At 29.6% G+C, this 25,538-nt stretch carries 25 protein-coding genes; 18 read left to right on the top strand and 7 right to left on the bottom strand.

The annotated features are described in order from the left end of the window. Positions 1 to 124: 124 nt before the first annotated feature. The 3 genes from ACYEKI_RS01370 to ACYEKI_RS01360 are packed head-to-tail and all read left to right on the top strand — an operon-like array spanning position 125 to position 2,811. Entirely contained in the window at positions 125 to 1,141 is a 1,017-nt protein-coding gene (locus ACYEKI_RS01370) for a COX15/CtaA family protein (RefSeq protein WP_459209354.1), read from the top strand. A gap of 54 nt (positions 1,142 to 1,195) precedes the next feature. Next, the gene (locus ACYEKI_RS01365) at positions 1,196 to 1,711 is read left to right on the top strand and encodes an IS1096 element passenger TnpR family protein (protein WP_459209353.1); all 516 of its coding nucleotides are present in this window, start codon (positions 1,196 to 1,198) and stop codon (positions 1,709 to 1,711) included. Positions 1,712 to 1,752: 41 nt separating this feature from the next. Then, positions 1,753 to 2,811, top strand: a complete 1,059-nt coding sequence (locus tag ACYEKI_RS01360; RefSeq protein ID WP_459209352.1) for a nucleoid-associated protein — start codon at positions 1,753 to 1,755, stop codon at positions 2,809 to 2,811. A 76-nt stretch (positions 2,812 to 2,887) separates the two neighbouring features. On the opposite strand, the gene ACYEKI_RS01355 is transcribed toward ACYEKI_RS01360, so the two are convergent. Continuing rightward, positions 2,888 to 4,006 (bottom strand): GNAT family N-acetyltransferase, encoded by a 1,119-nt coding sequence (locus ACYEKI_RS01355; protein ID WP_459209351.1) that lies wholly within the window; start codon positions 4,004 to 4,006, stop codon positions 2,888 to 2,890. A 90-nt stretch (positions 4,007 to 4,096) separates the two neighbouring features. After that, positions 4,097 to 5,770, bottom strand: coding sequence for a transporter (locus ACYEKI_RS01350; protein ID WP_459209350.1), 1,674 nt, complete (start codon positions 5,768 to 5,770; stop codon positions 4,097 to 4,099). A gap of 99 nt (positions 5,771 to 5,869) precedes the next feature. On the opposite strand from ACYEKI_RS01350, the gene ACYEKI_RS01345 reads away from it, so the two are divergent. The 4 genes from ACYEKI_RS01345 to ACYEKI_RS01330 are packed head-to-tail and all read left to right on the top strand — an operon-like array spanning position 5,870 to position 11,380. Beyond that, positions 5,870 to 6,148, top strand: a complete 279-nt coding sequence (locus tag ACYEKI_RS01345) for a DUF4834 family protein (protein WP_459209349.1) — start codon at positions 5,870 to 5,872, stop codon at positions 6,146 to 6,148. Positions 6,149 to 6,172: 24 nt separating this feature from the next. Then, positions 6,173 to 8,599 (top strand): YfhO family protein, encoded by a 2,427-nt coding sequence (locus ACYEKI_RS01340; protein WP_459209348.1) that lies wholly within the window; start codon positions 6,173 to 6,175, stop codon positions 8,597 to 8,599. Positions 8,600 to 8,614: 15 nt separating this feature from the next. Next, a complete protein-coding gene (locus ACYEKI_RS01335) occupies positions 8,615 to 9,898 on the top strand; it encodes a glycosyltransferase family 4 protein (RefSeq protein ID WP_459209347.1) in 1,284 nt (427 codons plus the stop codon). Positions 9,899 to 9,901: 3 nt separating this feature from the next. Next, positions 9,902 to 11,380, top strand: a complete 1,479-nt coding sequence (locus ACYEKI_RS01330; protein WP_459209346.1) for a lipopolysaccharide biosynthesis protein — start codon at positions 9,902 to 9,904, stop codon at positions 11,378 to 11,380. Between the two features lie 75 nt (positions 11,381 to 11,455). On the opposite strand, the gene ACYEKI_RS01325 is transcribed toward ACYEKI_RS01330, so the two are convergent. Then, entirely contained in the window at positions 11,456 to 12,601 is a 1,146-nt protein-coding gene (locus ACYEKI_RS01325; protein WP_459209345.1) for a hypothetical protein, read from the bottom strand. Between the two features lie 191 nt (positions 12,602 to 12,792). Beyond that, positions 12,793 to 13,839, bottom strand: a complete 1,047-nt coding sequence (locus ACYEKI_RS01320) for an endonuclease (protein WP_459209344.1) — start codon at positions 13,837 to 13,839, stop codon at positions 12,793 to 12,795. Between the two features lie 660 nt (positions 13,840 to 14,499). On the opposite strand from ACYEKI_RS01320, the gene ACYEKI_RS01315 reads away from it, so the two are divergent. From ACYEKI_RS01315 to ACYEKI_RS01290, 6 genes are all read left to right on the top strand, one after another. Further along, positions 14,500 to 15,606 carry a Kelch repeat-containing protein gene (locus ACYEKI_RS01315; protein ID WP_459209343.1) on the top strand — a complete coding sequence of 369 codons (1,107 nt, stop codon included), beginning with the start codon at positions 14,500 to 14,502 and terminating at the stop codon, positions 15,604 to 15,606. 81 nt (positions 15,607 to 15,687) lie between these two features. Beyond that, positions 15,688 to 16,290, top strand: a complete 603-nt coding sequence (locus ACYEKI_RS01310; RefSeq protein WP_459209342.1) for a Crp/Fnr family transcriptional regulator — start codon at positions 15,688 to 15,690, stop codon at positions 16,288 to 16,290. A gap of 609 nt (positions 16,291 to 16,899) precedes the next feature. After that, a complete protein-coding gene (locus tag ACYEKI_RS01305; protein ID WP_459209341.1) occupies positions 16,900 to 17,559 on the top strand; it encodes a cyclic nucleotide-binding domain-containing protein in 660 nt (219 codons plus the stop codon). 67 nt (positions 17,560 to 17,626) lie between these two features. Continuing rightward, a complete protein-coding gene (locus tag ACYEKI_RS01300) occupies positions 17,627 to 18,151 on the top strand; it encodes a hypothetical protein (RefSeq protein WP_459209340.1) in 525 nt (174 codons plus the stop codon). A 17-nt stretch (positions 18,152 to 18,168) separates the two neighbouring features. Continuing rightward, on the top strand, positions 18,169 to 18,795 hold the full coding sequence (locus ACYEKI_RS01295; RefSeq protein ID WP_459209339.1) for a class I SAM-dependent methyltransferase: 627 nt from the start codon (positions 18,169 to 18,171) through the stop codon (positions 18,793 to 18,795). Between the two features lie 83 nt (positions 18,796 to 18,878). Continuing rightward, complete coding sequence (locus ACYEKI_RS01290; protein WP_459209338.1) at positions 18,879 to 19,385, top strand: GNAT family N-acetyltransferase; 507 nt, start codon at positions 18,879 to 18,881, stop codon at positions 19,383 to 19,385. Between the two features lie 24 nt (positions 19,386 to 19,409). Here ACYEKI_RS01290 and ACYEKI_RS01285 read toward each other — a convergent pair whose 3' ends face one another. Beyond that, entirely contained in the window at positions 19,410 to 19,754 is a 345-nt protein-coding gene (locus tag ACYEKI_RS01285; protein ID WP_459209337.1) for a winged helix-turn-helix transcriptional regulator, read from the bottom strand. A gap of 180 nt (positions 19,755 to 19,934) precedes the next feature. Here ACYEKI_RS01285 and ACYEKI_RS01280 point away from each other — a divergent pair, with 180 nt between their 5' ends. Then, complete coding sequence (locus ACYEKI_RS01280; protein WP_459209981.1) at positions 19,935 to 20,471, top strand: nitroreductase family protein; 537 nt, start codon at positions 19,935 to 19,937, stop codon at positions 20,469 to 20,471. 20 nt (positions 20,472 to 20,491) lie between these two features. Next, a complete protein-coding gene (locus ACYEKI_RS01275; protein ID WP_459209336.1) occupies positions 20,492 to 20,788 on the top strand; it encodes a putative quinol monooxygenase in 297 nt (98 codons plus the stop codon). Positions 20,789 to 20,873: 85 nt separating this feature from the next. Here ACYEKI_RS01275 and ACYEKI_RS01270 read toward each other — a convergent pair whose 3' ends face one another. Continuing rightward, positions 20,874 to 21,248 (bottom strand): MotA/TolQ/ExbB proton channel family protein, encoded by a 375-nt coding sequence (locus tag ACYEKI_RS01270; RefSeq protein ID WP_459209335.1) that lies wholly within the window; start codon positions 21,246 to 21,248, stop codon positions 20,874 to 20,876. Between the two features lie 213 nt (positions 21,249 to 21,461). Between ACYEKI_RS01270 and ACYEKI_RS01265 the strand changes: the two genes are divergently transcribed. From ACYEKI_RS01265 to ACYEKI_RS01255, 3 genes are all read left to right on the top strand, one after another. Next, the gene (locus tag ACYEKI_RS01265) at positions 21,462 to 22,523 is read left to right on the top strand and encodes a sensor histidine kinase (RefSeq protein ID WP_459209334.1); all 1,062 of its coding nucleotides are present in this window, start codon (positions 21,462 to 21,464) and stop codon (positions 22,521 to 22,523) included. Then, positions 22,523 to 23,239 (top strand): LytR/AlgR family response regulator transcription factor, encoded by a 717-nt coding sequence (locus ACYEKI_RS01260; protein ID WP_459209333.1) that lies wholly within the window; start codon positions 22,523 to 22,525, stop codon positions 23,237 to 23,239. Before ACYEKI_RS01265 ends, ACYEKI_RS01260 begins: the two co-directional genes overlap by 1 nt. A 101-nt stretch (positions 23,240 to 23,340) precedes the next feature. Continuing rightward, positions 23,341 to 24,783: an SLC13 family permease gene (locus tag ACYEKI_RS01255; RefSeq protein WP_459209332.1), complete on the top strand. Its 1,443-nt coding sequence runs from the start codon at positions 23,341 to 23,343 to the stop codon at positions 24,781 to 24,783. Between the two features lie 39 nt (positions 24,784 to 24,822). Here ACYEKI_RS01255 and ACYEKI_RS01250 read toward each other — a convergent pair whose 3' ends face one another. Beyond that, positions 24,823 to 25,527, bottom strand: coding sequence for a hypothetical protein (locus ACYEKI_RS01250; protein ID WP_459209331.1), 705 nt, complete (start codon positions 25,525 to 25,527; stop codon positions 24,823 to 24,825). Between the last annotated feature and the right edge of the window lie 11 nt (positions 25,528 to 25,538).

Here is a 25,538-nt window from a genome sequence, read left to right as displayed (position 1 = left end):
GAAAAAATTGCTTATAAAAAGAATAAAACCCTGGTCTAATTTTTATATACCCACTAAGTTTTGAGAATAGCAACGCTATTCAATACTTTATTCTTGATGTAAGCTAGTAATATTTACAAAAAAAATGAAAAAGGATAATAAAAGTGTAGTGTATTGGCTATTAACTGGGTGTTTATTAATTTTTATAATGGTTGTTGTAGGAGGTATAACTAGATTAACACATTCTGGACTTTCTATTTCTAACTATAAATTAATATCAGGAACTATTCCACCATTAAATGAGACAGAATGGAATGAAGCCTTTGAATTATATAAGCAATATCCAGAATATCAAAAAATCAATAATCAATTTACATTACAAGATTTTAAAGATATCTATTTTTGGGAATGGCTGCATAGAGTAATTGGTAGATTTATAGGACTCGTATTTTTTATTCCGTTTGTATATTTTCTTATAAAAAAGCAGCTTACTAAACCAACTATAAAAAAAGCCTTGATTCTTATGTTTATGGGAGGTTTTCAAGGTTTTCTAGGATGGTTTATGGTAAAAAGTGGTCTTGTAGATAGGCCAGACGTAAGTCATTACAGATTAGCAATGCACTTAGTTACTGCATTTATCACATGTGCATATACTTTTTGGGTAGCATTAGACTTAATATATCCTACTAGAAAAGCTGTAAATAAATCCTATAGAAATTTGATTAGATGGACTGTATTGGTATTGCTAATTCAAATTACTTATGGAGCATTTGTTGCAGGTCTAGATGCAGGTTTTATTCATAACTATTGGCCCTTAATGACCGATGGAAAACTTATACATGAAACTGTTTATATAGAGCAAACACCATGGATTAAGAACTTTTTTGAAGGAAAAAGTGGAGTTCAATTTTTACACAGATACATAGCTTATATAGTAGTTGTCTTAATAGCAATTATATGGTATAGAGGTAAAAAAGAGGCGACTACAACACTACAGAAAAAATCCCTAGATATATTAATGCTATTAGTGATTGCTCAGTTTATTTTGGGTGTATTTACATTAATTTTAAGAGTGCCTATTAGCTTAGGGGTTGTGCATCAAGTGATGGCATTTATATTATTAGGAGCGATAACATTTTCTTTACACCGCTTTACAAAATAAAAGTGCTTTTGCAGCTCAAATTTGTATCTTTGCGTATTCAAAATAGTATGAACAATGATTTACCGTTTTAGGATTATCTTAGACACAGAAGAAGATGTGTTTAGAGATATTGAAATTGAACAAGATGTAACTTTAGAAGAGTTTCATAATGTAATTACACAGTCTTTTGGTTTTGACGGCACAGAAATGGCTTCATTTTATGTAAGTGACGAAGAGTGGAACCAAGGAGAAGAAATATCATTATTTGATATGAGCGACGGTAGTCAGCCTGTACGATTAATGAATGAAACAACCTTGTCTGATGTAGTAAATGAAAGTTCGCCAAAACTGATTTACATTTACGACTTTTTATCTATGTGGACTTTCTTGGTAGAATTGGCAGAAGTTGCTAGTTATGAAGATGGAAGAGAATATCCTAATGTGATGTTTGTTCACGGACAAATACCAGATAATGCACCAGAGAAAGAATTTAAAGCAGATGAGTTTGGCGATCTAGAAGGAGAAGAAGGTTATGACGATTTTGATATCGATAGTTATGACGAAATGGACTTTAACGAAAACTGGAACTAAAAAAAGTTAAGAATATAAAAGATTTAAGAGGAAAGAAATAGATGATAAATTTATATAGTACACAATTTGAATCCTTATCTGTACATAAAATAGGAAATAAGAGTAGGAACGAGAATATTTTTTTATCAAATGCGCCATATACGCTTAATGATGAATTAATAGCTTTGTTAAAAGAATATTTCTTTAAACCATTTAGAGATAAAGAAGAAAACTATTACCAGTTTACTCATGAAGCAGATATAGAGTTTAATCCGTTGTACAAAATTGCATCTGATGTATTTGATAATCCGTCTACAATACATGAGCAATCAAAGCGAATTGGAGCTTTATTGTATGAGCAATCTCAACACCCTCATATAAAAAGTGGTGAGTTATATGTGACGTATTTAGAAAATGTTTCTATTGATAATGAAAAGGTTTCGGCAATAGGAATATTTAAATCGGAATTAAAATACGATTATCTTCAATTTGAAGAAAACGGATCTAACCTTGAATTAGTTTTACAACAAGGAGTTAACCTTAATAAACTAGATAAAGGTTGTTTAATTTTTAATTTCAAAAAAGAAGAAGGGTATAAAGTATTATCTATAGATTCAAACCGATATGATACAAAATATTGGTTAGAACATTTTTTAGGTGTTTCTGCATTTGTTGATGCTAATTTCCAAACAAAGAAATACATGAAGTTTTGCGAAGATTTTGCAAAAGACGTAGTATTACCAGCAGAAGATAAAAAAGAAGAGGTAATGTTTATGAATCGTTCGGTTAATTATTTTGCAAAGAATGACGAATTTGAGGAAAGCAATTTCTTAAACGAAGTAATTGATAATCCTGAGTTGATACCAGAATTTAAGCATTACAAAGTTGAAAAAGCACCTAAATATCAAATAGAAGATTTAACTTCTTTCCCTATAGCAAACTCTGCGGTATCTGCTGCAAGAAAGAAAATGAAGAATACCATTAATTTGGATACTAACATTCAAATTAAAATGGATTTTATTAATCCAGAATCTGCAGAAAAGTTTGTAGAAAAAGGATGGGACGAAGAAAAACAAATGTATTACTACTTGGTATATTTTAATAAAGAACAAAAAGACTAGTTCTTTTAGTATAAAAAATGAAAAGCACTTAATTTAAATTAAGTGCTTTTTTTATGAGTTTAAATAGAAGCATTGATTAAATATCTTTTTTGTAAGTCCTTCTCATTTTATGCATTTCATGCTCATAACCATTCCATAAAGCTTGAATAGCTTTGTTTTCTTCTAATTCTGGATTGGTTTCTACAGTTTTAATTCCGTTTCTTAAAAATGTTTCATTCATCTCTTTAAAAATCAAAGCTGTAATTCCTTTATTTTGATATTGAGGATCAACACCAATAAGATAAAAAGCAGCAGTATCGTTTTTACGTTGTGCTTTTAAAAGGTGTAAAAAGCCAAGAGGGAACATTTTTCCGTTCATCTTTTTGAGCGCCTTAGAAAAAGATGGCATTACTATAGCAAAAGCAATTAACTTACCAGATTTATCAGCGACACAAGTAATATAATCGGGATTGATATATTGGATGTATTTATTTTTGTACATCTCAATTTGATATTGCTGAATAGGAACGAAAGTTTGTAAAACGCTATAGGTTTTATTTAATAAGTCAAACATATCGTCTACATAGGGTAAAATCTCGCTATTTTTCTTGAATTTAAGTAGTTTTAGCTCATAACGATCCTGAATGATTTTAGAGAACTTAAGTACTTTATCTTTTATTGTATCAGGAGTTTTGATACGATATTCTACCCAGGTCGCTGCATCTTGCATTCCTAGAGCTTCCATATGCTTTTGGTAATATGAGTGATTATACCATGTGATCATAGTATTTAGCTCTTCAAAACCTTTGATAAGCAAACCAGCTTTATCCATATTAGAAAAACCAACAGGACCTTCCATAAAAGATAATCCATGATCTTTACCGTATTGAGCAACTCTATCTAATAAAGCTTTGGTTACTTCTATATCATCAATAACATCAAACCAGCCAAACCTAACTTTAGGTTTTTGCTGATCATTAACTTCAATCCAATTAATGATAGCTGCAATTCTACCTACGATTTCATTATTTCTATACGCAAGAAAGAATGCGGCTTGAGCATTTTTAAAAACAGGATTCTTTTTAGGATCCATACTTTCTAGTTCCTCTTTTATAATAGGAGGTACGTAGTAAGGTGAATCTTTATATAAATGAAAAGGAAACTTAACAAACTTTGTTAAATCCCCTTTAGAAGTAATTTCTTTTATGTTGATCATATATTTATTAAACTAAAGCTGTGACAAATATAAAACGGTTTTATCAAATTATTAAAAAGGATTTGAACTTAATCAAATCCTTTTTTGTTATTAATTGTCATCTCCTTGTTCTTCTTGCTCTTTTTGTTTTAGTTTTTCTTCTTTTTTACGTCGTTTCTCTTCCGCTTTGCGTCTTTTTTCTTCGGCCTTTCTTCTAGCTTTTTCTTCTTTTCGCTTACGTTTTTCAGCTTTTTTACGAGCCTTTTCGGCTTCTTTCTTACGTTTTTCTTCGGCTTTATCAACGGTACTTTTTTCTCGCTCTTTTTCAGATAAAAACTCATTTTCTAAAGCTTCAAGCTCTTTGTCAATACTTTCTAGTTCTGCATTAGAATCTTTTTCTAATTTATCCAGTTCGGCTTCAATCTCTTGATCAGTTTTTTCTTCTTTTTTGCCTTCTTTTTCTTCTATAGCATCTAGCTCGGCATCGATTTCATCAATAAGCTTTTGTTTACGTTTTTCTTCTTTACGAGCTTCTTTTTCTGCTTTCTTAGCGTCTTTAGCCTCTTGTTTTAGTCGTTTTTTCTCTTCTTTACGACGTTTTTTCTCTTCTTTTTTATCAACTTTTTCTTGTTCTTTACGTTCTCTTTCAAGACGTAACTCAGTACGTTTAGCATCTAATTCTTGATCAATATTTGATCGTATGCTATCATTTTCAAACTGATTGATAAAGTCATTTTTAGCTCTTTTTTGTTCTTTTTCTTCACCTTCTTCTAGTTCATCATCTTCAGTATTTTCATCAGTATCCTTGTTTTCTTCATCCTCTTCACCCTCATTTTCTTCATTCCCCTCAAGCTCTTCATCTTTCTTAATACCAGATTCTAACCCTTCTTGTTCAATGATTTCATCTTTTTTATGCCAGTCAAATCGGTAAGCTCCTCCTATACTAAAGTTAAATCTAGACGGAGTATCTTTAAAGTTAGTAGCAATATTAGCATCTAATTGAATATTATCATTAAAAAGGTATGCACCACCAACTCTAAAAACATCATCACTATAAAAATCGCTTTTTTGGCCATGGTATTCGGCAAAAGCAGCCCATTTTTCATTAAAAGTGTGAGTTCCTGTTATAATCCATCCATAAGTAGGCGCATCTGTAGTAATTTTATCAATGATTAAATTGGTAACCAAAACCCAATTACCACTATATACTGACCAATTGTTTTGAGCAGAAATGACAATCTTTGGACTAATTGAAGCATCCGTTTCAAATGTAAAAGGATTATCTGAAGTAATAAAGTTAGCTCCAGCATAAACAGATACGGCCGGAATTAAGGTTTTCCATTTAAATTTATGTTGTGCTTTCCAGCTATTTAAATTAACAGAATCTTTTTTAGGATTTTTATAAGGATCGTAGATCAGGTATTTTGCACCCAAAGTGTTTACCCTAAAATTTGTTTGTCTAATTTTTTCTTCTCCGCCACCACGTGGAAATTTTACAGTTTCGGTTCTAAAACTACCCGTTAAACTTACTTCAAGTTGTTCTATAAAAGCACCATAACGAGCAGCGTATTCAAGTTCAAATCCACTAGTTTTAGTATTGAGTAGATTATGTTTTTGTTTATCATACAATAATCCTGCTTCAAATTGTAAAACATTATTTCCTACAGAGAATGCACCAATAGACGTTCCAGGTCGATTTGTATTGATCTTTTCGGTGTATTGTGCATGTATAGATATACTTATAAAAAATATATAAAGGCAACAAAATATATATTTAATGTTCATAGGTATTTGGATTTGGATTCAAAGATAGCTGAATTTATTATTTTTTAAGATTAGGTTCTTTAATTATGATTGGAGTTCCTTATTTTTGGAAAAAAAAATATGCAATACGCATCGTTTACTGGAGTAGTAAAAATTATACTTATCATTTTATTGATCTATTATGGACTAAAGATCATAACGCGATTTTTTGGTCCTCTATTGTTCAAGTATATTGTAAAGAAGGCAGGAGAACGTTTTGGACAACAATTTGATCAATTTAATCAGCAACAGCAACCCAAATCAAAAGAAGGTGAAGTGAGTTTGGATAAACAATCACATACTACATCTTCGTCAAAGAAAACGGTAGGAGAATATATCGACTTTGAAGAAATAGACTAAATTATACCTTGTAATATACTATTCATGATACCATCTATAAAGAAAATTTTACCACACCTTCTAGTTATTTTAGGATTTATAATTGCTTCTGTAGCATATTTCTCACCTGTACTTAAAGGAGAGAAAATAGCACAATCAGATATTATCCAATATATAGGGATGGCAAAGCAACAAACAGATTATAGAGCTACTGTAGGAGAAGATCCTTATTGGGCAGATAATGCTTTTGGAGGGATGCCTACGTATCAATTAGGAGCACAATATCCACATAATTATATCAAGAAGTTGGATAGGCTTATTCGTTTTTTACCTAGACCAGCCGATTATTTATTTCTTTATTTTATAGGTTTTTATGTCTTGTTATTGGTATTAAAAGTTGATTATAGATTAGCTTTTCTAGGAAGTTTGGCTTTTGGTTTTTCAACCTATTACATTATTATTTTGGGTGTTGGTCACAATGCAAAAGCGCATGCAATAGGGTATATGCCTCTGGTTTTGAGCGGAATTATATTAACCTTTAGAAATAAGTATTTATGGGGTGGTATTTTATTTACCCTTGCAATGGCCTTAGAGCTCGTAGCAAATCACTTCCAGATGACGTACTACTTATTATTGTTGGTGGTTGTATTAGGTATAGTATATGCAATAGAAGCTTTTAAAAAGAAAGAATTGCCTTCATTTTTTAAAGCGATAGCAGTGATGATTATAGGAGTTCTATTTGCTGTAGGGCTTAATGCTACTAATATATTAGCTACAAAAGAGTATTCACAGTTTAGTACAAGAGGTAAGAGTGAATTGACAATTAATGCTAATGGTACACCTAAAGAATCTAAGGGATTAGATTATAACTATATTACAGAATATAGTTATGGAATCTTAGAAACATTTAATTTGTTTATTCCTAGGTTTATGGGAGGATCAAGTTCTGAAACTCTAGATAAAGATTCTAGTTTTTATAAAGAATTATTGGTTGCAGGAGCATCTCCAAAAGAAGCCTCATATTATATAGCTAGTGCACCAACTTATTGGGGTGACCAAACATTTATAGGAGCACCTGCTTATATAGGTGCCGTTGTGATTTTTATGTTTGTATTGGCATTATTTTTAATAAAAGGACGTTTAAAATATTGGATAGTAGGTGGTGTTATCTTAACATTATTGTTGTCATGGGGACGTAATTTTGAGTTTTTGACACGATTCTTTATCAACTATGTTCCGTTATACGATAAGTTTAGAGCAGTTTCTTCAATACAAGTGATAATCGAATTGTGTTTACCTATCTTGGGAATTGTAGGTATGCAAAAATTCTTAAGTAACGAGGTAACTAAAGAAGAAAAATTTAAAGCATTAAAATATAGTACAGCCATTGTAGGTGGATTGGCATTAATCTTTTTATTGTTTAAAACAGTACTGTTTAGTTTCTCTGGACCTAATGATGCTAGATTGATAGAAGGTTTTGGTATGAAACTTATGAGAGCATTGAGAGAAGATCGAATTGCTATGTTTACAGCCGATACTTTAAGAGCATTGATTTTGGTATTATTGGTAGCAGGAAGCTGTTGGTTATTTTTAAAAGATAAATTAAAACAAACAATATTATTTGTAATTCTAGGAATATTGATAGTGTTTGATTTGGTAAGTATAGATCGCAAATATGTAAATGATGATAATTTTATCACAGCACGTCAATACAATAACACATTTCCTGCTAATCTAGCAGATACAGAGATATTAAAAGATAAAGGACATTATAGAGTATTTGACCTTACTGTAGATCCGTTTAATTCTGGTAGAGCATCTTATCATCATAATGCTATAGGAGGATATCATGCAGCTAAATTGGGTAGGATTCAAGATTTATATGAATTTTATATTAGCCAAAATAAGGTTGAAATACTTAATATGCTTAATGCAAAGTATATTATAACAGAAGACAAAGAAGGAGTATATGCTCAGAAAAACCCGTATGCAAATGGTAATGCTTGGTTTGTAGAAAAGATTAAATGGGTAGATAATACCAATGATGAGATTATAGGATTAAAAGATATTAAAACAAAAGATGTAGCTATTGTTAATGCTAAATTTAAGAAAGAAATTAATAAAGATAATTTTGTAAAAGATAGTTTAGCAACTATTACATTAGATACACATAAACCTAATCAGCTTGTATATACTTCAAATAATACTAATGATGGTTTTGCTGTTTTTTCTGAAGTTTATTATGCAGATGGATGGCAGGCTTATATAGATGGTAATCCAGTACCATATGTGCAAACGGATTATATCTTAAGAGGATTAATGGTACCATCAGGAACACATAAAATTGAATTTAAGTTTGATCCTCAAGTAGTAAAAACTGGTAGTCGTCTTTCGCTAGCTAGTTCGATAATTGTAGCAGGCTTGATATTAGGAGCATTATTTTTAACGTTTAAGAAAAGAGAAGAAGATTAAAAATAGAGGAGTAGGGTGAAAAAAGTTCTTATCATAGCATATTATTGGCCGCCAGCTGGTGGTCCTGGAGTACAGCGCTGGTTAAAATTTGTAAAATATTTTAGAGATTTTGATATTGAGCCTGTTGTCTATGTGCCAGAAAATCCTACATATCCTATGATAGATAAGGCATTTGAAAAAGAAATTCCAGATGGAATTACTGTAATTAAGAATAAAATCAATGAACCTTATCGATTTGCTAGTATATTCTCCAAAAAAAATACCAAGAGTATTAGTTCGGGAATTATAGCAGATCAAAAGAAACAATCATTAATTCAGCGAATATTACTTTATATAAGAGGGAATTTTTTTGTTCCAGATGCTCGTGTTTTATGGGTAAAACCATCGATTAAATTTTTAGAGCACTATTTGTTGAATGAAGGGATAGATACAGTAATAACAACAGGCCCTCCTCATAGTATACATTTGATAGGCCTAGGGTTAAAGAAAGGATTAGACATACATTGGTATGCAGATTTTAGAGACCCATGGACTACAATAGGTTATCATGATAAATTAAAATTAAGTAAACGCGCAGCCTTAAAACATAAAACCCTAGAAAAAGAAGTTTTATCTGTAGCAGATGATATTATTGTAACGAGTTTTACAACAAAAAAAGAATTTGAAACAATTACAGATAGGCCTATTCATGTAATTACAAATGGTTATGATGATGAAAAAGTGATCAAAGGAAACTTAGATGATCAATTTACCTTTTCTCATATAGGTTCCTTATTATCAGAAAGAAACCCTAAAATGTTGTGGAAAGCATTTGCAGCCATTATAAATGAAAACCAGGCATTTGCAGCAGCATTTAAATTACAATTGGTAGGAACTGTAAGTGAAGAAGTAATACAGTCAATTAAGGAAGCAGGGTTAGCATCATATTTAGAGTTAAAAGGATATGTACCTCATGATGAGGCTATACAAATACAACATGATTCACAAGTCTTATTACTTATAGAAATTGATAGTGAAGCTACTAGATGTATAATACCAGGTAAATTATTTGAATATATGGCTTCTGGAAGACCTATTTTTGCCATAGGTCCAGACAAAGCTGATATATTTAAAATTATAGAAGAAACCAAAAGTGGAATAAGTCATCGTTATAATGAATACGAAGAGATAAAAAGGACTATTTTAAGTTACTTTAAATTATATAAAGAAGGTAAATTAGGAACTCATTCTAGAAATATTACACAATATAGTCGTAAAGCACTCACCAAAAAATTAGCTAGTTTGCTTAAAAGATATTAAACCATGGGAAAAGTGATTAAACAATCTATGGTTAATATGATAACAACCTATATCGGTTTTGGTATAGGTGCTCTTAATACATTGGTATTGTATCCTAATTTTTTAAGTAAAGAATACAACGGACTAATAGCGCTATTACTAGCAGTGGCTAATATGATATGGCCATTAATGGCTTTTGGGATGCATAATACAATGATTAAATTTTATTCTGCTTATTCTGATAAGACAGATCAAAATAAATTTATTAGTATGATGCTGTTATTCCCAATCAGTATTGCATTGATTTTGGGTACAATTGGATATTTTGGGTATGAAATTATTCTTCAATATTTTGATAGTGGAGAAAAGTCGGATCAAGAATTACTTCGACAATATGGAGGTTTGATTTATGTTATCGCTTTTGCAATGACATATTTTGAATTGTTTTTTTCGATGGCCAAAGTACATATGAAAAGTACATTTGGTAATTTGATGAAAGAAGTTTTTCATAGATTGATCATTGCTATATTATTAATGCTCTTGTATTTTAAAAATATAGATGTACATAGTTTTGTTTATGCAGTAGTATCAATTTACGTTTTAAGAACAGTAGTATTGATGGGGTATGTGTTTTCTTTTAATAGCATGAAGCTTAAAATAGGATTACCTAATAATTATGTCGAAGTATTAAAATATTCTTCTTTGATTCTTATAGCAGGATCTGTTGCAGTAATGTTAATAGATCTTGATAAAGCAATGATCAAAAAGTATTTACCTATAGGCGAAATTATGGTGTATAATATCGGAATCTTTATTGCTAGTGTTATCGCAGTTCCATCTAGAGCAATGCATCAAATAACCTATCCTATAACGGCAAAATTGATGAACGAAAAAAAGCACGATGAGCTTTATAAGTTATACAAGAGTAGTTCTCTTAATTTGTTTATAGTAAGTGGATTTATATTTATTCTTATTGTTTGTAATGTAGAGGAGCTATATCGTTTAATCCCTAAAGGTTATGAATTGTATATGGGAGTGATTCTATTAATAGCATCAGCTAAGCTTTATGATAATTTGATAGGTAATGCAAATGCAATTTTATACAATTCAAAATATTATAATGTGATTCTATTTATGGGAGTAGGCTTAGTCATACTTGCATATGTACTTAATTTATTATGTATACCTCAATTTGGGATTCTGGGTGCAGCATTAGCGACATTTATAGCAATATGTTGTTATAATACTATGAAAGTTCTTTTTATAGGAATGAAATTTAGAATGTTACCATTTACTAATAAAACTAGTATTGTTTTTATTCTTATTACAGGATGTACATTAGCTTTTTATTTCTGGAATTTTACGTTTCATCCTATAATTAACATTACATTAAAAAGTTTAGTGATAGGAATCGTATATGGTAGTATTGTTTATTATGGGAACTTGTCTAGAGAAATCAATGATCTTTTAAAAAGAATACCTATTCTCAATAAAATAGTATAAAAGAAAACCCTCAAGGTGCATAGCATTCAACTTAAGGGTTTTCCAAACTAACCAACCAAAAAAATAATTTATATTTTAAGATCTACTTCTTGTTCTTTTTTCAGAATAATTTCTTGAAGTAGCTCGTGTATTATTGCTTCTTGTTCTACTAGGTGCAGCTTTTTTTTGTTTGCTAACTCTAGTTCTATTGTTTTTAACAGTGCTTCTGTTATTATAACGATTATCTTTTCTAGATGTTACATTAGATGTAGTATTTCTACTACGTCTTTGTGTTTTTCTATCATAATTAGTCGTTCTTTTTTGAGCGTAATTTCTTGACCTAGTGCTGTTACTATTAGAATAACGTGTATTGTTATTTCTGCTATTATTTTGATTATATACAGATCTTGAACGTGTATTTGTATAACCTCTATTTACATTTTGAGTATTTGCATTTCTAGAGCGAGTAGTAGTATATCTACTTCTATTACGATCATTTGTTCTATGAATAGTTGATCTATGATCTCTAGATCTATAAGAAGTGCTTACTACACGGTTTGATCTAGTACCTCTATGATAAGAAGTAACACGTTGATTTGGTCTGTAATAAGTTCTACTTCTATAAGGTCTCTTATAATATCCATCATAATAACAATAATTTCTATAAGTTCTATAAGAATATCTATATGGAGTATAATACCTTCTATAAGGTCTATTATATACCACACATCTGTTACTTACAGGAGCTACAAAATAACGGTGATAAGGCCTGTAAATATAACGTCTATTATAATTGTTAATATATCCAGTACAATTTAAAAATACACCAAAGTTGTTATAATTTACATATAAACCACCTACTTGAGCGATACGACCATAACGATTGTAATTAATATAAACATCACCTGCTTGTACAATTCTTCCGTAATGATCATAAAAGATTGGCGTATCTTCTATTTGTATTACAGCTCCATAATCATCATATTGAACGAAAGTATCATAATTGTAACCAGAATTAAAACTAATATTTATACCTGGAGCATTTACGTTAAAGCCAAATGAAGGATGATTATAGTAAAAATCAAATTGCCCATCTGAATAAACAGAGAATTCAATTCCGTTTTCATTAAAGATAAATGATTTACCATAATTGTATGCTGCTGTAGTAGCTTTAGTTTCGTCTGCTTTCATAGCAGAACTAACTAAAAATAACGCTGAAAATAGTAATATAAGTTTCTTCATAATCTTTGATTTTAAAGGTGAGTGATGTTCTTTAATTTTGGATCGATCATTTACTCGCTTAGATAAAATCAAACAGCGTGCCATAATTTTATTTAAACATTAATATGCTTATTAATAATTGATTATGTAAAGCAAAAAAGCTTCGTTTTAATAAGAAAACGAAGCTTTTTATATTGATATGATAAAAAAATCTAGTTTCGAACTATTTTCTTACGTAATATTTTTCCGTTAACATTTAAGTTTACAAAATAAACCCCAAGACTTTTATCAGATAAATCAATAACATCAGATGTATTCGATGTAATAAATTGCCCATTCATATTATGAATAGTATATTTATAACTTACATTTTGTGGGTTATTTATATAAATATAATCGCGAGTTATATTTGAAGAGAATGTAATGTTGTACTGTTCAAAATCATTTACACTTAAAGTATTCCAGAGATCTTGAGCATCTGGACCATTCCATATCATTGTTGCTAGATAAGGATTATCGATAAATGGATTTCTGTTACCTTGCACATTAGCGATAGCTTCGTTACGAGCTATTTCAAAATTAGAAACAGGATCTTCTACATTCCATTGTAAGAAGACATCAGGCATATCTTGGTGAGTTGTAGCACCAACACCTACATCTGCAGCTTGACATTGAGAAGGATATCTTAAGTACATATACATAATGATACGAGCTACATCTCCTTTCCATTCGTCTCCAGGATAAAAATTACCTGAGCTTGTAATAGTAGAGTTTCCAGAACCATTTTCAAAAATACGATTACTACGAGAAGAGTTCATTTGTCCGTCACAAGCTCTTAAATTATGAGCATCTGTACCAGAGCCAGGATCATCTGTATCCAATGCAGGATTTGCGGCAGATTTAGGAAAAACATGTTCTCTATTCCATAATCCAGTACAAGATGATGAGTGACATGAGTCATCTTTACTACGAACTCTATCGTTACGAGTTATAGCATCAGTATCATCAAATCCATATATTAAAAGTACTTGAGAAGCATCATTTGGATCTAAATCAGCCGTTTTAAGCACATCCCATACATCTGTAGAGCTAGCAGTATAAGGTAGCTCAAAAGTATGTGTATTGCTAATTAGTGTTGAAAGTTGTTCTTTAATCATTTCACCATTTTGACTAAAATCTACAGAAGAATAATAGGATGGAATTTGAGAAAAAATTAAAGCGGGTAGTAATAAAAATACGCTTAGTAATTGTTTTACCATGACTTAAGTATTAAGAGTTTGAATTTAGCGATGGCAAATATGAGGAATTAAAAAGAAGAAAAAAGACTAAAAATGTTAAAGTTACATGATGATTTGCTAAAAAATCACGGTTAAATATATAGTATAAGTGATAGAAAAAAATCTACTCTTTTATTATTGTATAAGAGTGTAAAATGTATGATATATAAAACTTATCTTATTGATAAATCTCCGAAAAAATGATTTATAAAAGAAATAGTGTTAATAGCTATCTTAAATAATTATAGATCTTTTTGTTGTTTCTGGTTTTATAGTTTTGATTTACAAAACAGTAACGTGATGTTGCGGTCTTTTTTATTAAGAGTCAATATATTGATTATAAGAGCTTGATTATTTAAATGAGTTTTAGATTATTGAGATAAATTGAGAGTATAGTAGGGGGGGAATTAGAATAGTCTAGCGTTTAACTATAGCAAAAAATGACTATAACTATATAGTTTATATAAGGGAAAACAAAACAATAGTAAATAGTTATTATAGAAGAGTATAGTACATGGATCCACACTATACTTTGATAATCTGAACAAAATGTTGAGATAAAAAACTACTGTCTTGAGAATTGTATAAGATTCTTGAGATAAACGATATGCCCTTTAAACAAGTTTTTAATAAAAAAAGAATATGAAAAATTTAATAATGTATTTAATTGCGTGTTTGTTTGTTATTAGTTGTGCTAATGATGATGACGCAACTGTTGAAATTGTAGTGGAAGATAATGAAGAAGAAATTGTACAAATTACAGCATTAAACTTAAATCAAGAAGATGCGATAGATTCGAATTTACCAGCTAGAGTTAAGCAAGGAATGATCTTTTTTAACAATGAATATTGGTTCATGGGAGGTCACGAAGCAAAATTACAGCGAGGTAAAACCTATTATGGTGATATCTGGAAGAGTCGTGACGGTATAGCATGGACTAAGATTACAGATCAGGCTCCTTGGGGACCACGTCATAGTTTTAACCTCTTTGAATTTAATAATGAGTTATGGATTATAGGAGGGCAGACTGGAGAAACTAATATTACATGGTATAATGATGTATGGAAAAGTGCAGATGGTATTACTTGGGAAAAAGTATTAGATCAAGGGCCATGGTCAGAACGATTAGAACCTGATGTTCAGGTATATAATAATAAAATGTATTTGATTGGAGGACATACACCAGTTAATTGGCATATTAATCAAGATATATGGGAATCTACAAATGGTCGTGATTGGGTTAAAGTAGGAGAAATTAGTGATGATACGTTAGGTAATCAACAAGCTAGACAAGGAATTTATCAACAAGGATTAATCAATTTTAAAGGTAAGTTTCTAATGTTAGGTGGAAGTAGAGCATCCACTTTTACTGGTTTTGATTGGGTACTTGAATCCACTAATGGTAAGGATTGGAGTGTATTGACAAAAGATACACCTTGGGTAGCAGATCGAGATTATTTACATATGCGACATGCGCAGCCTTTTATCTTTAAAGATAGATTAATGATCATTTTTGTAGTTGAAGACGAAAATGGAAGAAAAATCCAAAAGTTATATTCTACTGAAGATGGAAAAGATTGGAAAGAAGAGTTAAACTTACAAAGATTTAATAATGATTTTAGCTTTTTATCGTTTCCTAAGATTCAAATAAATGCTGCTAATGAGATAATGATTTATGGATCATATAATACAGCATTTGGACCTTTGGATGATGCATTACACATTATAAAATTGGTAGATAACCAATAATAGTAAGCAAAGATAAAATCAAACTATATATAGTGGTATTGTTTAAAACATAATGCCGCTATATATGTTTAATTACAATAAATGAATAAGTCAAGTATAGAAAAAGAATTTTTAACTCATTTTGAAGGGATAGGATATTATAAAACCTATCAAGAAGGAGATAAAATTTTTGATGAAGTAGAATCAAATAAAAAAATATTCCTTTTGATAGAAGGAACAATAGCTTTTATACTAAATAATAAACATAAAGAAACTGTTTTATTTGAGTTGAACGATAAAGAGATTCAGATTATTAATGGGCATAGTATTTTGACAAAAGATACTTATAAATATGAATGTAAAGCTTTAGAAGAATCACAAATATTATGTGTATTAAAAGAAGAGTTTATGGTATTGATGCAAGACAATATGTTTATTCATGGTTTAGTACATAAGAATTTTGAAAAAGTATATGCACTTAACTTAGAATGGTTGACTAACTATATAGCAATGCCTACTACAGAACGTATTTATAATACATTAAAAAGAATAGCAGAAAAAAAAGAAACAAAAGAAATAAAAATTCCGGTAAAAGAACTGATGTTAAGTTTAGGGTTATCAAAATCTATGATACATAAGGCTTTAAACGAACTTGAAAAAGATGGGAAATTAGAAAAGAAAACTAATATGATAACCTTAAAGTAATCCCGATCATTATATAAACGATCGGGATTGAGCTAAGTTTAGTTGAGTTTGAATTAAGGTTTTAGTGCTATAAACTAGAATAATACTAAAAAATAAATCTTAATAAGGTTGATGCTTTTTACCATTAGCAATGTACGCCTAGCAAAGGAATAATATAACTTTTGATAGGTGAGATTAGTACCTTAGAACAAAACTAGTATAAAGTCTAATCCGCAATATCAAAAACATCCTTATAGAGTAATGGTAATAATTCCTTTTAGGATAATATTGAGATAAAGAATAGTTATTCAGTTTAATTCTATAAACAATTATCTTTTAGTATATCTAGTAAAAACTATCTGATACAAATTAAATATAGATTTGACTAGTATAGAATAAAATTGTACACATTAATACTTTATTAATACGATTATTATCCTAAATTGATAAAATTGAAATAGTTATGAATTTGTTAAGTTTTAGAAAATAGAGTTTCATCAAGTTAAAATAGTAAATAACTTAAATATTTCTACGGTATAACAGTAGTTTTGGTAAAATAATACTATAAGAGCTATCAAAAGGATGCAAAGTATGGTGTTATTTAATGTTCAAAAATAAATAGTATTGCTTATGAAAGTATCAAATATTGATTCAGAAATGTTAAGACTTTTCAAAGATAAAGCTTTTTCGAGTTATGAAAGAGGCGAAGAAATTTTGATACGTGAAAATAATCAAAATCTTATTGGTATATTAAAAAGAGGGATACTTAAAATTTGTTTTTATAATGAAAAAAAAGATACCGATGTTGTATTATACCATCTTTACCCAGAAGGAATCAAACTATTAATAAACACATTGTATTTTAAAACAACAGCATATGAATATAGATATATAGCACTAGAAAATAGCGAAATATTATGGATTCCTATAGAAGAATATGAACATAAAGCTATAGAAAACACGTATTTAATAAATCTTAAACAGGATAGCTATAATTATCATCATAAGCAGCTAATAAAAAAAACAAAAGAAGCAGTATATATAAAAGACAATAAAGAGATATTGTATAAATATTTGAAGTTTAAAATGTATATCACAAAAAACAATAGTATCGATATATCAATAAAAGAACTAGCTAGTGATCTCAATTTATCGCTACCCATAGTGGGTAAACTTATAAAAGAATTGTCTAACGAAGAGAAAATCAAACGAATAGGTAGGAGGATAGTAATAACACAATCCAATAATGCTTTTTGTAAGTTATTATCAAATCAAAATTTTGAAGAATAAGATGATATAAATCCATGTTAATTTTGATATTTTTGAGATGAGATGACAATCATTAAAAAATACGATTATGATATTAGGAATTGGATCTAGAATAAAACACTCAGAGTACGGAGCAGGAGTAATAACAAATGTAACTTCAAAAATGTATTGGGTTACTTTTATAGAACATGGATTAGAAACAATAGAGGTTGATTCAGAATTTGAAATAATTGAAAGTGTAGAAGATGAGGTAGATACAATTAGCTTTTTTGAAGTTGAAAATACATTGAGAAGATTATTAAAAACCTATAGCGATATCTCTGAGATTGTACCTATTGCTGACAAATGGAAAAATGGTAAATTAATTCTTCAACCAGGAGATACAAACCTTACTTCAAAAGAAATGGATATAGATACATTCTTTCATAAAATAGTTATGGTCAGAGATCGAATAAGAGTGATGGAACAAAAGATAAATAGTTCTAACCTTGAAGAGCAAGAAAAGATTGACTTACAACAGTATATTACAAGAATGTATGGGAGTTTGACAACATTTAATGTATTGTTTAAAAATAAGACTCAAAACTTTGTAGGAAGTCGAAGTAAATCATAATCAAAAGGAAAAAGCAGATGACAGAAGGTATGTTTGATCGAAAAAATCACTGGGAAAATATTTATCAAAACAAACAATTAGAAAATGTAAGTTGGTATCAACCTAAACCAACAACTTCTCTAGAGCTAATAACAGAACTTTCTATAGCAAAAAATGCTAAGATTATTGATATAGGTGGAGGTGATAGTTTTCTTGTAGACCATTTATTGGCACTAGGTTATGAACACATGACAGTTCTTGATATTTCTGAAGCTGCTATAGAAAGAGCAAAGAAACGATTGGGATATCAGGCAGAACAAGTAACATGGATTGTTGCAGATGCAACAACTTTTGAAACTAGTGAGACTTATGATGTTTGGCATGATAGAGCTGCTTTTCATTTTCTGACTAATGATGAAGATATAAAACGATATATAACAAATGTTGATAAGGCGTTATGTAAAGAAGGAAGATTGATCTTAGGTACTTTTTCTACATCAGGTCCTTTAAAATGTAGTGGAATCCCAATAAAACAATACTCTATAGAAAGTATGACCAAGACATTTGATGAGATGTTTGAAAAGCAAAAAGGATTCAATATAGATCATAAAACTCCATTTGATACTATTCAAAATTTTACATTTTGTACATTCTCAAAAAAATAATAGCATCGAATTAAAATTAAGTATAGAAGAGGTATTGTAACTGATAACAATACCTTTTTTTATAATATAATATAGCTAAAAATATGTTATTTGCAACAGAAAGATTAGATATAAGAAAGCTACAGAGTACTGATATAGATAGCTTCTATGATATGCAACGTAATCCTAAGGTGATGCAGTATATAAAGAAGCATATGAATAGGTTAGAAAGCGAAAAAGAGTTGGCTCGTTTTATATCGTATGATAAAGATGAAACCAAGTTTTTTAATATATGGGCTGTAACCAGAAAAGACGATCATGAGTTTATCGGTATTTGTGGCGTATATAAAAATGATAAATCCGAATTTGAAATAGCATATAGACTCCGAGAATTGTATTGGAAAAAAGGATATGGAAGAGAAATTGCAACTAGCCTTATAAGATATTGTTTTGACGAACTAAAACTTAATGAACTAACAGCTTATGTGCATAAAGAAAATAAGGGGTCAGTACGTATTCTGGAAAAGGAAATGCAGTTTATAGAAGAGTTTTATGACGATAAAACACATTTTTATGAGCGTGTATACAAGTTAAAGCGAAAGAATGATTAAGAATATTAATGGAGTTTTTTATAATTAAGAGGCTTGATCATTATGATTTGCTACTACATAATCTCCCCAATCCGCAATAGCTTGTAATAACGGAATTAGAGTTTTTCCAAAATCTGTTAGAGAGTACTCAACTTTTAAAGGAGGTTTTGAAGTATAAACAGTGCGTAAGATAACACCATCTTCTTCTAATTTTTGTAACTGTAAACTTAAAGTACGTTCAGTAACAGTCTTCATATTTTTTCTTAATTCATTATATCGCAAAGGACCTGCAATTAAATAATATAAAATAACTGTTTTCCATTTACCACCTATAATACCCATGGTAACGCTGGTACAGCATGGATATTTTTTTCCTTTAATAGTATACATCTGATCTGTTTTTGAATAAAAAAATTAAACTATCCTTTTTGACCGTTATTGCATAACAATACAACTATATATAGTTTTGTTACTATAAAAAATATAGTTTAATAATTATTACAAAAATATGAATTTTAAAGAAGCAATGCAATGGCGTTATACAACCAAGATGTATGACCATTCAAAAAAATAGCACCTAATAAAATAGAAGAATTAAAAGAAATATTAAGACTAAGTCCTTCATCAATTAATAGTCAACCATGGAAGTTCACGTTAATTTCTGATGAGAAAACAAAACAGCAATTAGCAAAAGCTTCGTTTTTTAACGATAAAAAAGTTGAGCAATGTGATACTGTAGTGGTATTTAGTCGTATAAACAATATTGAATTATTTGAAAAGCAAATAACAGCAACACTTCCAGAAGGAGCAGTAGGGTATTATAAACAGTTTTTAAAACCCAAACCAGAATCAGAGATTAAAGCTTGGTTTGATAAGCAAGTATATTTAGCCTTGGGTGTATTTTTAAGTGCTTGTGCAGAAATGAAAATTGACTCTACACCGATGGAAGGAATTGAACCAGAAAAATACGATGAAATATTAGGGCAAAAAGATTATAGTGAACTTGTAGCCGTAGCTATAGGGTATAGAGATGGAGAAGATTTTAATCAAATAAATAAAACACCTAAATCAAGAAACCCAATAGCTCAAGTAATAACATCAATTTAATCATATAATTATTCAAGAACATGGCAAATCAACAATTAACAATCGTTGCAAGAGTTTTAGCAAAAGAAGAGAAAAGAGAATTAGTTAAAACAGAATTATTGAAGCTCATAGCTATAACAAGAACAGAAGAAGGATGTATCAATTATGATTTACATCAAGATAATGAAAACGAAAACCTGTTTTTGTTTTATGAAAACTGGGCTTCAAAAGAGTTATGGCAAAAACATATGAATAACGATCATCTAGTAGCATATTTAAAAGCTACTGATGGTGCTGTAGAAGATTTTCAACTTAACGAAATGACAATAATAGGATAGAAGCTAATTAAAATAAAATTGATTAAGCAAAAATTAAAAAAGCTATCAAATAATACTTTGGTAGCTTTTTTAAAAACTAATTACTTTAGTTAGTTTGAGTTTGTTTATCAATACTTTTTAAATCCAAAATAAAAATACTAATTCTAGAAATTAAGAAGGTTAATAAACCAAATAGCGTAGGTAAAAAAGTTATTTTAATACCACCTGCTAACATTTGAATAGAAGCGTCATTTTGAAAATGAATAGTATCAAATCCTTCTATTAGACCTATAACTTGTCCCATAATACCCCAAACTACAGTAAATAAAGCTATAGAATGGATAAACTTTTTAGCTTTGGCATTGTAATTAGGTTGAAATAAACCACGTGCCGTTATTACTATTATGGTAATAAATAAGGCAAGAATAGGAAACATAAAAAAAGGCCCACCTTCGATTAATCTGTTAATTAAATCTGTCATAGTATTTTAGTTTTAATGATTAATATCTCAAAACTATTATAATGAACGCTCTAAAAAATTAATATGAGATGAGAGCGCAATTTAAAGGGATAAAATACCAAATTAAAGCTTAGAATTGCATTCAATGAGGTTAAAATGTAAAAACAAGGGCAAAATTGGTTATTAATCGCAAAATAATAGGATTACTTTTTATAAATTTAAATCTTGCATAATATGGACATCATACAATTTAAAAAAGCAAGATTTATACCTATACATATCGTATTCTGGATAGGAGTATGGTTTTTTTATGTCTACTTTTTTAGTTACAATGCAACTAATACAGCATATGTTTTTTGGTTTTCAAGTTTTCTCTTGCCTGCTACCATGATCACGGCTTATTTTTTTATCTATTACTTGATCCCAAAGTATTTATTAAACAAAAGATATTGGCACTTTGTACTATACAGTTTGTATACCTTAGTATTTTCTACCTATTTTATTATATTAACTATTTACGGAAGCTTTATTTTTTTATCGAGATTGAATATTGCTAATGTACCCGTAATGAGTAGAAATTTTGCTTTTGTACTTATCTTAATTTATCTCATTGTAGGATTGGTAAGTTTTGTGAATTTGATACAACATAATTTTCAAGCTTTAACACGTAATAAAGAGCTTGAAAATAAAATACTAGAAACACAATTAGAACTAAAAAATCAAGAATTATCCTATTTAAAAAAACAGATCCATCCACATTTTTTGTTTAATACCTTAAACACGATTTATGGGTTTGCACTTAAAAAATCTGATTATACACCAGAGATTATCCTTAAACTATCAAACCTATTAGATTACATACTCTATCAAGTGCAAAAGCCTAGTGTGAGTTTAGAAAAAGAATTACTCCATATAGAGGAATACTTAGAGTTAGAAAAGATAAGATTTAAGGATACACTAAATGTGAGTTTTAAAAAAGGACAAATTCCTTTTAATTATAAGATTCCACCTATGTTATTTATACCATTTGTTGAAAATGCATTTAAACACGGAAGCATTGTAAATGGTTTTTTAACAATAAAAATGACATTAAATGTAACTGATGAAGGGTTAATGTTTGGTATTAAGAATACAATAAAAGAAACTCTTGATGAAAAAAGAGATTCAAATGGATTAGGCTTAGACAATATAAGAAAACGATTAGATCTATTGTTTAAAGATAATTATGAGTTACAGATAGTATGTGATAATGGATGGTATGCTATCAAATTGGAATTACCAAATATTAATGCATAATGAAGAAGATTTATACCTGTATCATTGTAGATGATGAACCTACAGCAAGAGAAATTTTAGAAATACATTTAGGTAAAATTGATAATATCGAAATTATAGGTATCTGTAAGAATGCGATAGAAGCCATAGCTGTACTCAATGATAGGCAGCCAGATTTAATTTTTCTAGATATCAATATGCCAGAAGTTAGTGGATTGTCTTTTGCAAAAATGATTCCCAAAGAAACAAAGGTGATTTTTACAACAGCATATAGAGAGTATGCTGTAGATGGATTTGATTTACAAGCAGTAGATTATATACTTAAACCTATTTCGCTAGAGCGATTAATACAAGCAGTACAAAAATTTGTTGGAGAATGCAATTATAAAATACCCTCATATGATAAAGCAGAAGAACTAGATCGTAATGATTTTATTTTTGTTAGATCTGAACGAAAAATGGTTAAAGTAAGTTTTGAAGAAGTATTGTATATAGAAAGCTTACAAGATTATCTAAAGATACACACTACACAAAAAACAATTATTACTAGAGAAACAATAACAAATATAGAAGCTAGATTACCTAAAAAAGAGTTCTTGAGAATACATCGTTCTTTTATTGTAGCGATAAATAAGATAGATTCTTTTACTAATGAACACATCACAATAGATAAAAAGAGTTTATCCATTAGTAGAAATTATAGAAAGTCAATTGTACAGTTGTTATCACAGTTATAAAGAAATATTGGATAAAATTAGATAGTAGAATGATAGAATATCGATTTGCATATTGATAACACTTCTAGTATCTTGACTTCTTAATCAATACTTGTATACGATTGAAAGCACAATTTCCATCAAAGAAAATAGGATTACTGTTAGGGCCAGTAATTTTTAGTTTAGTAACATTTCTTCCTTTTACACTTATTTCCCCACAAGCAGATGATGTAATAGCAGTAGCTTTATGGATGATTATTTGGTGGATTACAGAAGCGGTTTCAATATCAGTAACAGCATTATTACCAATTATTTTGTTTCCGTTATTTAATATACTACCGATAAAAGATGTAACACAATACTACGGAAGTCCTATTATATTTTTATTCTTTGGAGGTTTTGTAATGGCATTAGCACTAGAAAAAGTATCATTACATAAACGTATAGCACTCACGATTATAAAATATACAGGAACAAGTCCTAATCGGGTGATTTTAGGATTTATGATTGCTACAGCCTTTATGAGTATGTGGATTAGTAATACAGCAAGTACAGTAGTGATGTTACCTATAGCATTATCCGTAATAAAATTATTGATAAATGATGAAGATGGATTTACAAAAGGAGATCGTAATTTTGCATTAAGTATTATGTTAGGTATTGCTTTTTCAGCTAATATAGGAGGTGTGGCAACAATAATAGGTACGCCACCAAATTCTGTTTTAATAGGGTTTCTTGAAAATGAATATCAAATCGAGATTTCTTTCTTAAACTGGATGATATTAGGAGTGCCTTTTGCAGTTGTAATGTTAGCTATAGTATATTGGGTAATTGTTAAGTGGATTTATCCTAATAACCTTGATGATTTTATGGAATCACAAGATGTGATTACTACGGAATTGGTCAAATTGGGTAAATTGAAATCAACCGAAAAGCGAGTATTGTGGATTTTCGGGATAACTATAGCGCTTTGGATGAGTAGAACAACGCTCAAAGCAATATTTCCAATGATACAATTATCAGATACAGGAATTAGTGTACTAGGAGCATTAGCTTTGTTTGCAGTTCCTATGAGTTTTAAGAAAAGAGATTTTCCACTAGATTGGGAAGATACTCAGAAATTACCTTGGGGTATATTAATACTTTTTGGAGGAGGTTTGGCTTTGGCCAAAGGATTATCTCATGTAGGATTAATTGAAGTAATAGCTAATACTATTGCAAATAATCAAGCTCTAAGCATTTTTATAATAGCAGCAATATTAATTACCATCATGTTATTTATGACAGAATTGATGAGTAATGTAGCATTAGTCTCTATTTTTGTTCCTGTTGTAGCAGGAATAGCTATAGGATTGAACATACCTATATTACATCTATTAATACCTGTGACAATCGCTTCGAGTTGTGCTTTTATGCTACCTATGGCAACACCACCTAATGCTATTGTATTTGCTAGTGGATATGTAAAAGTATCAGAAATGGCAAAAGTGGGAATTTTCCTTAATATAATAGCTGTTGTCCTACTTATTCTAATGTTTCAGTTTATTATGCCTTATATATTTTAAATAGTTAGTTTTTCTTAAAGAAATGGAAATAACCTAGGATTAATTCCATGCTTTAATATTAGAGATAGGTAAACCAAAACCTAATATTTTATGTTCTTGACTTAATACAGCGCCTGATTGAGTAGTTGTCCATTTACTCCATGTAGCTTCTAATCCTTTGATAGGGAGAATTGAGACCCACATTTTATAACTTTTAGGGCGATAATTTTTGTCAACTTTCCATAAATAAGCATCACCAGGAGTAGAACCTCCTTTTGTATACTGTACTAGTAATGCTTCTTCACTATTTTCTAAAGTAACTAAAGAACGTTGAACACCAGTGTCAAAGATTTTATATGGAGCAATTAACCAAAATGAGTCATTATTAAAATAATCCAGTGCTTTTTGGATGACCATTTTTTTATTAATATCTATAGACTTATTATTTTTTGAAACCTCACTAGCTATACTGTTTTTAAGATTAAGAACAACTTTATAATCGTCCCAAGATACCGTTACAATTTCAATGTTACGATCCCATACATAGTGATGACTAGCAAATGACCAAGATAAGTAACGCGTGTTCTTGTATTTATCATAATCTAACGCTTCAAGCATACGGGTAGCAAATGCATCTGCTTCATTACCGGATATACCTTGAGGTAATTTGGTATTTAAAGAAAGATATAGCGTGATAAAGGTTAATAAGATGATAGCAAAAAATCCACCAATAAAAAAACCTAGAATTTTCAATAATTTTTTCATGTTTAAAAATA

The organism is Aquimarina rhabdastrellae, from assembly GCA_947387485.1.
Lineage (GTDB): Bacteria > Bacteroidota > Bacteroidia > Flavobacteriales > Flavobacteriaceae > Aquimarina.
Note: the sequence above shows the minus strand (reverse complement) of the source record. Positions and strands in the feature narration are given on the sequence as shown.

What these genes read in the sequence shown, in the direction of transcription:
- ACYEKI_RS01295 (WP_459209339.1), top strand. Translation starts at nt 18,169, where the DNA reads ATGACAGAAGGTATGTTTGATCGAAAAAATCACTGGGAAAATATTTAT.
- ACYEKI_RS01370 (WP_459209354.1), top strand. Translation starts at nt 125, where the DNA reads ATGAAAAAGGATAATAAAAGTGTAGTGTATTGGCTATTAACTGGGTGT.
- ACYEKI_RS01315 (WP_459209343.1), top strand. Translation starts at nt 14,500, where the DNA reads ATGAAAAATTTAATAATGTATTTAATTGCGTGTTTGTTTGTTATTAGT.
- ACYEKI_RS01345 (WP_459209349.1), top strand. Translation starts at nt 5,870, where the DNA reads ATGCAATACGCATCGTTTACTGGAGTAGTAAAAATTATACTTATCATT.
- ACYEKI_RS01330 (WP_459209346.1), top strand. Translation starts at nt 9,902, where the DNA reads ATGGGAAAAGTGATTAAACAATCTATGGTTAATATGATAACAACCTAT.
- ACYEKI_RS01340 (WP_459209348.1), top strand. Translation starts at nt 6,173, where the DNA reads ATGATACCATCTATAAAGAAAATTTTACCACACCTTCTAGTTATTTTA.
- ACYEKI_RS01285 (WP_459209337.1), bottom strand. Translation starts at nt 19,754, where the DNA reads ATGTATACTATTAAAGGAAAAAAATATCCATGCTGTACCAGCGTTACC.
- ACYEKI_RS01310 (WP_459209342.1), top strand. Translation starts at nt 15,688, where the DNA reads ATGAATAAGTCAAGTATAGAAAAAGAATTTTTAACTCATTTTGAAGGG.
- ACYEKI_RS01265 (WP_459209334.1), top strand. Translation starts at nt 21,462, where the DNA reads ATGGACATCATACAATTTAAAAAAGCAAGATTTATACCTATACATATC.
- ACYEKI_RS01290 (WP_459209338.1), top strand. Translation starts at nt 18,879, where the DNA reads ATGTTATTTGCAACAGAAAGATTAGATATAAGAAAGCTACAGAGTACT.
- ACYEKI_RS01320 (WP_459209344.1), bottom strand. Translation starts at nt 13,839, where the DNA reads ATGGTAAAACAATTACTAAGCGTATTTTTATTACTACCCGCTTTAATT.
- ACYEKI_RS01300 (WP_459209340.1), top strand. Translation starts at nt 17,627, where the DNA reads ATGATATTAGGAATTGGATCTAGAATAAAACACTCAGAGTACGGAGCA.
- ACYEKI_RS01305 (WP_459209341.1), top strand. Translation starts at nt 16,900, where the DNA reads ATGAAAGTATCAAATATTGATTCAGAAATGTTAAGACTTTTCAAAGAT.
- ACYEKI_RS01250 (WP_459209331.1), bottom strand. Translation starts at nt 25,527, where the DNA reads ATGAAAAAATTATTGAAAATTCTAGGTTTTTTTATTGGTGGATTTTTT.
- ACYEKI_RS01325 (WP_459209345.1), bottom strand. Translation starts at nt 12,601, where the DNA reads ATGAAGAAACTTATATTACTATTTTCAGCGTTATTTTTAGTTAGTTCT.
- ACYEKI_RS01260 (WP_459209333.1), top strand. Translation starts at nt 22,523, where the DNA reads ATGAAGAAGATTTATACCTGTATCATTGTAGATGATGAACCTACAGCA.
- ACYEKI_RS01350 (WP_459209350.1), bottom strand. Translation starts at nt 5,770, where the DNA reads ATGAACATTAAATATATATTTTGTTGCCTTTATATATTTTTTATAAGT.
- ACYEKI_RS01365 (WP_459209353.1), top strand. Translation starts at nt 1,196, where the DNA reads ATGATTTACCGTTTTAGGATTATCTTAGACACAGAAGAAGATGTGTTT.
- ACYEKI_RS01355 (WP_459209351.1), bottom strand. Translation starts at nt 4,006, where the DNA reads ATGATCAACATAAAAGAAATTACTTCTAAAGGGGATTTAACAAAGTTT.
- ACYEKI_RS01270 (WP_459209335.1), bottom strand. Translation starts at nt 21,248, where the DNA reads ATGACAGATTTAATTAACAGATTAATCGAAGGTGGGCCTTTTTTTATG.
- ACYEKI_RS01275 (WP_459209336.1), top strand. Translation starts at nt 20,492, where the DNA reads ATGGCAAATCAACAATTAACAATCGTTGCAAGAGTTTTAGCAAAAGAA.
- ACYEKI_RS01360 (WP_459209352.1), top strand. Translation starts at nt 1,753, where the DNA reads ATGATAAATTTATATAGTACACAATTTGAATCCTTATCTGTACATAAA.